Origin of the sequence: Pseudomonas sp. A25(2017) (assembly GCF_002001065.1) — a bacterium.
Taxonomy (GTDB): Bacteria; Pseudomonadota; Gammaproteobacteria; order Pseudomonadales; family Pseudomonadaceae; genus Aquipseudomonas; species Aquipseudomonas kilonensis.
The window spans coordinates 1-9,218 of the sequence record NZ_MUOA01000120.1; the positions used below are offsets into that span (position 1 = coordinate 1).

Consider the following 9,218-nt stretch of genomic DNA (forward strand, 5'->3'; position numbering starts at 1 on the left):
CTCCCGCCCCGGCCCCCGCGCCGAAACAGGCCCAGGAAAAAGCCCGCCAGGCGGCCGAGCTGGGGCCGCTGCCAGCGCATCAGCGCGAGTTGAGTGGCACCTTGCAGGGCGTGCCGGCCGGCGCCGAAGTGGAACTGGCGCTGTTGGTGATCGATGACAAGGACCGCCCACAGCAATTGCTCGCCAGCTCCAGCCTGATCGGCACCAACCAGGCCCTGCCCTTCCGCCTGCGTTTCAACCCCGATGCCTTCCCGGTCGGCGCCCGCGTCGAGCTGCGTGGCCGCGCCAGCCAGTCCGGCCAGTTGATCCTGCACCTGCCGGAGCAACGCATCAGCCAACCGACCACCCAGGCACTGGGCGCCCTGCAATTCGTCAAAGCGCCATGAGTGCACCGCAGGACCTGCAACGGGCATTGAGCGAGTTGCTTGGAGACGCGCGCCTGGTCGCTTGTCCGCTACCCGGCACCGACTTGACGTTGTGGCTGATCGACGGCGACAACATGGACCGCGCCTTCAGCCCGGAAGAAACCCGGCGCATTCTCCACGAGCCGCCCTACTGGAGCTTCTGTTGGGCCAGCGGCCTGGCGATGGCCCGCCACCTGGCCGAACAGCCGCAGTGGGTCGAGGGCAAGCGGGTGCTGGATTTCGGCGCCGGCTCGGGTGTCGCCGGCATCGCGGCGGTCAAGGCCGGGGCGCTGGAAGTGGTGGCCTGCGACCTCGACCCACTGGCGATTGCCGCGTGCCAGGCCAATGCCGCGCTCAATGGCGTGGAGCTGGGTTATTCGACGAATTTCTTCGCCGAGGCTGATCGTTTCGACCTGATTCTGGTCGCCGATGTGCTCTATGACCGGGCCAACCTGCCGCTGCTCGATCAATTCCTCAGCCGTGGCCGTGAGGCGTTGGTGGCCGACTCCCGGGTGCGGGATTTCCAGCATCCACTGTACCGACGCATCGACATGCTCCAGGCCATGACCTTGCCGGACCTGGCCGAGCCTGAAGAGTTTCGGCATGTGAGCCTGTACCACGCGCGGCGCGGCTAGGATAAAAGCTTCGCGAGCAAGCCCGCTCCCACAGTCGATCTCCTGTGGATACAAAATTCGTGTACACCGCGAATCCAATGTGGGAGCGAGCCTGCTCGCGATAGCGGCCTATCAGGCGCCGCAAGCCCCGGCTTTCAGCCACCCCCACCAAGCCGTATAGTTGCCCCATTCAAGCGCTCTACGAGATTGCCCATGACTCAGGAAACGCCCTACATCTTCGACGCCACCACCGCCGATTTCGACCAGTCGGTGATCGCGAACTCTTTCCACAAACCGGTACTGGTGGATTTCTGGGCCGAGTGGTGTGCGCCGTGCAAAGCCCTGATGCCGATGCTGCAAACCATTGCCGAGAGCTATCAAGGCGAACTGCTGCTGGCCAAGGTCAACTGCGACATCGAGCAGGACATTGTCGCCCGCTTCGGCATTCGCAGCCTGCCAACGGTGGTGTTGTTCAAGGACGGCCAACCCGTCGACGGTTTTGCCGGTGCTCAGCCGGAATCGGCCGTGCGAACCCTGCTCGAACCCCATGTGCAGATGCCGCCGCCGGCCGCGGCCGATCCGTTCGAACAGGCTCAGGCGCTGTTCGACGACGGTCGTTTCGCCGACGCCGAAGCCGTGCTCACGGTGTTGCTGGGTGAGGACAACACCAACGCCAAGGCGCTGATCCTATACGCCCGCTGCCTGACCGAACGCGGCGAACTGGACGAAGCGCAGACCGTGCTCAATGCGGTGAAAAGCGACGAACACAAGGCCGCCCTCGCCGGCGCCAAGGCGCAGATCCAGTTCCTCGGCCTGGCCAAGCACCTGCCGGACGCCGCCGACCTCAAGGCGCGCCTGGCGAAAGACCCGCAGGACGATGAAGCGCTGTACCAACTGGCGATCCAGCAACTGGCGCGCCAGCAGTACGAAGCGGCCCTCGATGCACTGCTCAAGCTGTTCATGCGTAACCGCAGCTACAGCGAAGGCCTGCCCCACAAGACCTTGCTTCAGGTGTTCGAACTGCTGGGCAACGATCATCCGCTGGTGACGACTTATCGTCGCAAGCTGTTCGCCGCGTTGTATTGATTCCTCTGTAGGAGCTGCCGAGCGAAGCGAGGCTGCGATCTTTACCCAGACGCTTGAATCTCAAGCGAAAGATCAAAAGATCGCAGCCTCGCTTCGCTCGTCAGCTCCTACACGCTCCTACGCGTTTTCGTGCCAGCTGTAGAGCGGTGTGTCGCCGCCGCTGATCACTTTTACATCCGGGCTATGGCGCAAGCGCACCAACAGGCGCTTGCCCGCCGAGGCGCTGCCGGTCAAGCCTTCGAGCTGTTCCAGCAGGTCCGGGCCGCTCAACTGCCCGGCCTTGCGCAGCAGTTCCTTGGCGATCTGCCACTGGGCATCGTCCTGACTCACTGGTTTGGCCGCAGGCGCCACTGCGCTCTCGGACTTGGCCACTTGCAACTGCGCGCCGAGCTGCGCCCAGTCGCCCTCATCCATTTCGATCGACAAGTCCACCGGCCAATCGCCGACGGTTCCGCGTATCCGCAACATCACCGTGCTCCTGAATATTTCATGTACGCATGCTCCCATGGCCCTTGCGCGACGCCAAGCAGACGGTCAAACTCTCCGCACTTTCGTTATAAGATTACATAACCTTTTCGGAGACTCGTCATGCGTCGTCTGCTTCTCGCTTTGCCGTTCGCCCTGCTGCCATTGGCTGTCGCTCACGCGGCGGTCGAGCATGATCATGACCACGAGCATGGCAGCCTCAGCGCCCATGAACACGGCGTCGGCCGATTGAACGCGGCCCTGGACGGCCAGACCCTGGAGCTGGAACTGGAAAGCCCGGCGATGAACCTGGTGGGCTTCGAACACGCCGCCACCAGCGACGCCGACAAGGCCAAGGTCGCCGCCGTACGCGCGCAGTTGGACAAGCCACTGGCGTTGTTCAACCTGCCGGCCGCCGCCAAGTGCACCGTGGCCCAGCAGGAACTGGAAAGCCCGTTGTTTGGCGATGAGCCGGACCACGATCACGACCATGACGAAGACGCAGATGGCGAAGAGCACCACGGCGAGCACAGTGAGATCAATGCCCATTACCAGTTCACCTGCGCCGCCCCGGGTGCACTGAAGAACCTGGACCTGGCGACCCTGTTCAAAACCTTCCCGGCCACCCAGAAAATTCAGGTACAACTGATCAGCCCGAGCGGCCAGCAAGGTGTGGAAGTGACGGCAAAAGCGCCAGCCCTGAAATTCTGATCCACCGCAACACCCAATGTGGGAGCAAGCCTGGTGGGAGCAAAGCTTGCTCGCGATAGCGGTCCGACAGTCAACATCCAAGTTGAATGTAATGACCTCATCGCGAGCAAGCTCAGCTCCCACAGGTGTTCCACAGGTTCCACTATTTGAAGCGGCAAACATGACCCAAGCACTCATCGAACTCTCCGACCTGGGCTTCAGTTGGCCCGGGCATCCGCCGTTGCTGGATATCCCGGCGTTTCGCCTGGAGGCCGGTGAGACGCTGTTTCTCAAGGGCCCGAGCGGCAGTGGCAAGACCACCTTGCTGGGGCTGCTCGGCGGTGTGCAGACACCGGATCGCGGCAGCATCCGCCTGCTCGGCCAGGAACTCACCGAACTGGGCGCCGGCAGTCGCGACCGCTTTCGTGTGGACCACACCGGCTACATCTTCCAGCAATTCAACCTGCTGCCGTTTCTCTCGGTGCGCGAGAACGTCGAACTGCCCTGTCACTTTTCCAAGCTGCGCGCGCAACGGGCCATTCAGCGCCACGGCAGCGTCGATCAAGCCGCCGCCACCCTGCTGGCCCACCTGGGCTTGACCGACCCGAACCTGCTGGAACGGCGCGCCGACTCGTTGTCCATCGGCCAGCAACAACGGGTCGCCGCCGCCCGGGCGCTGATCGGCCAACCGGAACTGGTGATCGCCGACGAACCGACTTCGGCCCTGGACTACGACGCCCGGGAAAATTTCCTGCGGCTGTTGTTCGCCGAATGCCGCGAAGCCGGGTCGAGCCTGTTGTTCGTCAGCCACGACCAGAGCCTGGCGCCGCTGTTCGACCGCAACCTGTCGCTGGCCGATCTCAATCGCGCCGCCACGCCACTCGAGGTCTGAGATGTATTTGTTCCGTCTAGCCATGGCCAGCCTGGCGAACCGCCGCTTCACCGCGATCCTCACCGCGTTTGCCATCGCCCTTTCTGTTTGTTTGTTGCTGGCAGTGGAGCGGGTGCGTACCGAGGCGCGGGCCAGTTTCGCCAGCACCATCAGCGGCACCGACCTGATCGTCGGCGCCCGCTCAGGTTCTGTGAACCTGCTGCTGTACTCGGTGTTTCGCATCGGCAACGCTACCAACAACATCCGCTGGGACAGCTTCGAACGCTTCGCCAGCAACCCGAAAGTGAAGTGGGCGATCCCCATGTCCCTCGGCGATTCCCACCGTGGTTATCGGGTGATGGGCACCACCGAGGCCTACTTCGAGCATTACCAGTACGGCCGCCAGCAGCATCTGGAACTGGCAGACGGCCGGGCTTTCGCAACCGATCCGTTCGAAGTGGTGCTCGGTGCCGAAGTGGCCGAGGCGCTGCACTACAAGCTCGGCGACAAGCTGGTGCTGGCCCACGGTGTGGCAGTGGTCAGCCTGGTCAAGCATGACGACAAGCCCTTCACCGTGGTCGGGATTCTCAAGCGCACCGGCACCCCGGTGGACCGCACACTGCACATCAGCCTCGGCGGCATGGAGGCGATCCACATCGACTGGAAGAACGGTGTACCGGCCCAGGGCAATGGGCGCATCAGCGCTGACCAGGCCCGCAACATGGACCTCACGCCCCAAGCAATTACCGCCTTCATGCTCGGCCTCAACAGCAAGATTTCAACCTTTGCCTTGCAGCGCGAGATCAACGAGTTCCGTGGCGAACCGCTGCTGGCGATCCTGCCCGGCGTGGCGTTGCAGGAACTGTGGAGCCTGATGGGCACGGCGGAAAAAGCCTTGTTCGTGATCTCGCTGTTCGTGGTCCTGACCGGATTGATCGGCATGCTCACGGCGATCCTCACCAGCCTCAACGAACGCCGCCGGGAAATGGCGATCCTGCGTTCGGTGGGCGCGCGGCCGTGGCACATCGCAACGCTGCTGGTGCTCGAAGCCTTCGCCCTGGCGCTGGCCGGGGTCACCGCCGGGCTGGCGTTACTGTACATCGGCATCACCGCCGCCCAGGGTTACGTGCAGTCGGCCTACGGCTTGTACCTGCCGCTGGGCTGGCCGAGCGAATATGAATGGACGCTGCTGGCTGGCATTCTGGTTGCCGCCCTGCTGATGGGCAGCGTGCCGGCCTGGCGCGCCTATCGCCAATCGTTGGCCGACGGCCTGTCGATCCGTCTATGAGGACCTTGAAGATGCCCCGCGCCCTGCTTGCGCTGTTGATGATGGTCGCCCTGCCGCTATGGGCGGCCGAGCCGAGGGACCTGGCCTGGTCGGAAATGATCCCGCCGGACGCGCCGCCAGAAGTGCCGAACATGACGCCGCTGCACGACCTGTCGAAGATGAGCGATTCCCTGGCCGCCGAGTCCGCGCCAGCGGCCAAGCAGGATTTGCCCAACGCCCCGGTGGTCAAGACCCTCGACGGTCAGCAGATTCGCCTGCCGGGCTACATCGTGCCGCTGGAAGTCAGCGAGGAAGGCCGCACCACGGACTTCTTGCTGGTGCCGTATTTCGGCGCCTGCATCCACGTACCGCCACCGCCATCGAACCAGATCGTGCATGTGAAAAGTGAAGTCGGGGTCAAGCTCGACGAGTTGTACCAACCGTACTGGGTCGAAGGGCCGATGCAGGTCAAGCCGTCCACCAGTGAACTGGCCGATGCCGGGTATCAGATGGAGGCCGAGAAGATTTATGTGTATGAGCTGCCGGAGTGAACCTGGCTATTATTTGTTGCCTGTTAGATAGCTTTCGCGAGCAAGCCCGCTCCCACATTAGACCGAGTTTCTTCAGAAGGAATGCGGTCAAACTGTGGGAGCGGGCTTGCTCGCGAAAGGGCCCTCAAAATTGACTCATCATCATTTCATTGAGCTGAGTCAATTAAACACCCCCAGACTCATTGAGCTGTGTCAAAAGACCGGAGCAGACGGTTTCGTACCATGGGACATCAAATTTCGATGCCCTTTGGAGCCCTCATGAACAAGTCCTTGCTCAGCGCTTCCCTCGTTGCCCTCGCGCTCGCTGCCCCACTCGCCCAAGCCCACACAGCCGGCGACATCATCGTTCGCGCCGGTGCTATCACCGTCAACCCGGATGCCGACAGCTCCAGCGTCAAGGTCGACCGTGGCCCGCTGGCCGGCGCCGACCTGGGCGGCAAGGCGACCATGAGCAGCGACACGCAGCTGGGCTTGAACTTCGCCTACATGATCACCAACAACCTGGGGATCGAACTGCTGGCGGCCTCGCCGTTCGAGCACGACGTGAAAATCAAAGGCACCGCCCTGGGCGCGGCCAACAACAAGCTCGGCACCCTCAAGCACCTGCCGCCGACCCTGAGCCTGGTCTACTACCCGCTCGACGCCAAGTCGACGTTCCAGCCTTATGTCGGCGCCGGCATCAACTACACCTGGATCTACGACGAACACGTCGGCAGCGAAGCCAGCGCCAACGGCTTCAGCAATTTCCGCGCGAGCAACAGTTGGGGCATGGCGTGGCAAGTGGGCGCTGACTACATGTTGACCGACAACATTATGATCAACGGCCAGATCCGCTACATCGACATCGACACCACCGCGTATGTGGACAACAACGCCGTGGCCAGCGGCACCCGGGCCAAAGTGAATGTCGATGTGGACCCATGGATCTACATGGTGGGGTTGGGCTACAAGTTCTAAGCCTGCGCAATTGCAAGATGACAACACCCTGTGGCGAGGGGATTTAGCGAAACGTCGCACCGCCCCGCTGACCGTAGGAGCTGTCGAGTGAAGCGAGGCTGCGATCTTGTCCCAGACAATTGAGTCGCGAGCGAAAGATCAAAAGATCGCAGCCTTCGGCAGCTCCTACAGAGCCCAACGGGGCGGTGCGACGTTTCGCTAAATCCCCTCGCCACAATGTTGTAGGCCGTGACAAAAAAGGCGCCCCGAAAGGCGCCTTTTTTTGTCGAGGCTGAAAATCAGCGCCCCAACAACCGCGCCAACCCCACGCTCATCGGGGTTTGCGGTGGAAAGCTGAAGCGCTGCAACAGCCGATGGTTGTCAGCCCGGGAATGGCGGATGTCGCCGGAGCGCGCCGGGCCGTAGCTGATCGGCGGCAGATCGCCCACCACGGCGGCCAGGGCCTGGAGCATCTGTTTGAGGGTCGTGGCCTGGTTCCAGCCGACGTTCACCGCGCCCACTTCCACCTCAGGCTTTTCGATGGCCTGCACCAGCAAATCCACCAAATCTTCGACGTAGACAAAATCCCGAGTCTGCTCGCCGTCGCCGAACACGGTGATCGGCAGGCCTTTCTGCACCCGTTCGCTGAAAATGCTGATGACCCCGGAATACGGCGAGGATGGATCCTGGCGCGGGCCATAGATGTTGAAGAAGCGGAACACCACCGGTTCCAGGTCGTGCTGGCGGCGATAGAAGTCGAAGTAGAACTCGCTGGCCAGCTTGTCCGAGGCATACGGCGTGAGTGGGGCCTTCGGGGTTTCTTCGTCGATGGACTCGCCTTCGCCGTTGTTGCCGTAGACCGCTGCGCTGGAGGCGAACAGCACCCGTTTCACACCGCTCTGGCGCATGGCTTCGCAGACATTCAGGGTGCCGATGAAATTGCTCTGGTGGGTGCGTACGGGGTCGTCCACCGAAGCTTGCACCGAGGCCACCGCCGCCAGGTGCGCCACGGCGCTGCAACCGGCCATGGCCCGGGCCACCAGGGCGGCATCGGCGACGTCGCCTTCGATCAGTTCGAGCGCCGGGTTGTCCAGCGGCAGATTGCTGCGCTTGCCGGTGGACAGGTCATCGAGGATGCGCACCGAATGTCCCTTGGCGAGCAAGGCGTCGGTCAGGTGCGAACCAATGAAACCCGCGCCGCCGGTAATTAAAACAGGGCCTTCAGCCATGGCGATAAAACCTATCCAGTAAGCCCGGGAGTGCCGCGCGCCAGGCGCGGGGCTTGATCCCGAAAGTGTGTAGAATTTTCTTGCAGGCCAGCACCGCGTGCTGCGGTTCTTCCGCGGCGTCCGGCCGTGCGGCGTGGGCCTGGGGGGTGGGCGACTCGATGGCCAGCGGATGCAGGGCGCGGGCTTCGGTGAGGATCGCCTGGCCCAACGCCAGCGGCGTAGTCGCCTCGTGGCCGGCGTAATGATAGGTGCCCCACAGCGGCGCCGCGCAATCGAGTTGCTTGAGCACCGAGATGATCACGCGCGCGGCATCGTCCACCGGCGTCGGATTACCGCGGCGGTCGTCGGCCAGCAACAGCTCGTCGGGCTGTTCGGCCCGGGCCAGGAAACGCCCGAGGATGCCATCGGCGCTGTCGTCCAGCAGCCAGCCAAACCGCAGCAACACGTGTTGCGGACAGGTGGCGCGCACGCTTTGTTCGATCCGCCACAGCGCCTGGCCACGCACGCCCAGGGGCACGGGTTCGTCCTTCTCGCTGTAGGCCGTGGCGCGGGAACCGTCGAACACGCGATAGCTCGACGGTTGCAGCAAGACGATGTTGTGATGCTGGCACAGCCCGGCCAGGCGCTCGACAGCGCGCTCCTGGCTGGCCAGGCGCTGCTCGCTGACGGCCTCGGCCTGGAACCAGTCGAAGTAGTACGCCAGGTTGATCAAGGCGTCCGGGCGGGTGTCGTCGAGCAGTTGCGTCAGGCTCGCGGCATCCCAACCGTCTTCGGGCGGGCGGGGGGCAAGAAAACCGATGTCTTCTTCTGCACCGAGGCGAATCAGCGCCTGCCCAAGGGCATTTCCGCCGCCCAGTAACATAAGGCGCATTCGCATAAAGTCAGCAGGCCCAGTCTATTGGCACAAGAATTTGGTCGATAACGCCCGCGGGCGTTGTCGGAATCGTTGCATTTTGCGGGTTTAGTGCGCAACCGTCATCCGCAATGTGCAGATCCTCGATTTGTACTGTTCTTTAGGGGCCCCTTCGCGAGCAAGCCCGCTCCCACATTTGGAATGCATTCCCCTGTGGGAGCGGGCTTGCTCGCGAAGGGGCCGGAACAGACG

The 9,218-nt window shown here is 63.0% G+C and carries 11 protein-coding genes; 8 read left to right on the forward strand and 3 right to left on the reverse strand.

Going from position 1 to position 9,218, the window contains the following annotated elements; all coding sequences use genetic code 11:
• The 3 genes from B0E42_RS27235 to trxA all read left to right on the forward strand — a co-directional run.
• Positions 1-386, forward strand: a 386-nt coding sequence (locus B0E42_RS27235; protein WP_077508491.1) for a YbaY family lipoprotein, incomplete at its 5' end; no start/stop codon positions are given.
• Entirely contained in the window at positions 383-1,039 is a 657-nt protein-coding gene (locus B0E42_RS27240) for a methyltransferase (protein WP_077508493.1), read from the forward strand. The genes B0E42_RS27235 and B0E42_RS27240, both read left to right, overlap by 4 nt.
• A 192-nt stretch (positions 1,040-1,231) precedes the next feature.
• Positions 1,232-2,104, forward strand: a complete 873-nt coding sequence (gene trxA, locus B0E42_RS27245; protein WP_024617594.1) for a thioredoxin — start codon at positions 1,232-1,234, stop codon at positions 2,102-2,104.
• A 117-nt stretch (positions 2,105-2,221) separates the two neighbouring features.
• Here the strand turns inward: trxA and B0E42_RS27250 are convergent, their stop codons facing one another.
• Positions 2,222-2,572: a hypothetical protein gene (locus B0E42_RS27250; RefSeq protein WP_077508495.1), complete on the reverse strand. Its 351-nt coding sequence runs from the start codon at positions 2,570-2,572 to the stop codon at positions 2,222-2,224.
• Positions 2,573-2,692: 120 nt separating this feature from the next.
• Here B0E42_RS27250 and B0E42_RS27255 point away from each other — a divergent pair, with 120 nt between their 5' ends.
• The 5 genes from B0E42_RS27255 to B0E42_RS27275 all read left to right on the forward strand — a co-directional run bounded on the left by B0E42_RS27255 (position 2,693) and on the right by B0E42_RS27275 (position 6,905).
• A complete protein-coding gene (locus B0E42_RS27255) occupies positions 2,693-3,280 on the forward strand; it encodes a DUF2796 domain-containing protein (RefSeq protein ID WP_077508497.1) in 588 nt (195 codons plus the stop codon).
• A 160-nt stretch (positions 3,281-3,440) separates the two neighbouring features.
• A complete protein-coding gene (locus B0E42_RS27260) occupies positions 3,441-4,151 on the forward strand; it encodes an ABC transporter ATP-binding protein (protein ID WP_053187667.1) in 711 nt (236 codons plus the stop codon).
• Between the two features lies 1 nt (position 4,152).
• Positions 4,153-5,418, forward strand: a complete 1,266-nt coding sequence (locus B0E42_RS27265; RefSeq protein ID WP_077508499.1) for an ABC transporter permease — start codon at positions 4,153-4,155, stop codon at positions 5,416-5,418.
• An 11-nt stretch (positions 5,419-5,429) separates the two neighbouring features.
• Positions 5,430-5,948 carry a DUF3299 domain-containing protein gene (locus tag B0E42_RS27270; RefSeq protein ID WP_077508501.1) on the forward strand — a complete coding sequence of 173 codons (519 nt, stop codon included), beginning with the start codon at positions 5,430-5,432 and terminating at the stop codon, positions 5,946-5,948.
• A 258-nt stretch (positions 5,949-6,206) separates the two neighbouring features.
• Positions 6,207-6,905, forward strand: coding sequence for an OmpW family protein (locus tag B0E42_RS27275; protein ID WP_018613095.1), 699 nt, complete (start codon positions 6,207-6,209; stop codon positions 6,903-6,905).
• 278 nt (positions 6,906-7,183) lie between these two features.
• On the opposite strand, the gene B0E42_RS27280 is transcribed toward B0E42_RS27275, so the two are convergent.
• The gene (locus B0E42_RS27280) at positions 7,184-8,113 is read right to left on the reverse strand and encodes an NAD-dependent epimerase/dehydratase family protein (protein ID WP_077508503.1); all 930 of its coding nucleotides are present in this window, start codon (positions 8,111-8,113) and stop codon (positions 7,184-7,186) included.
• The gene (locus B0E42_RS27285) at positions 8,106-8,990 is read right to left on the reverse strand and encodes a sugar nucleotide-binding protein (protein WP_077508505.1); all 885 of its coding nucleotides are present in this window, start codon (positions 8,988-8,990) and stop codon (positions 8,106-8,108) included. The genes B0E42_RS27280 and B0E42_RS27285 overlap by 8 nt, the downstream gene beginning before the upstream one ends.
• Positions 8,991-9,218: the final 228 nt, after the last annotated feature.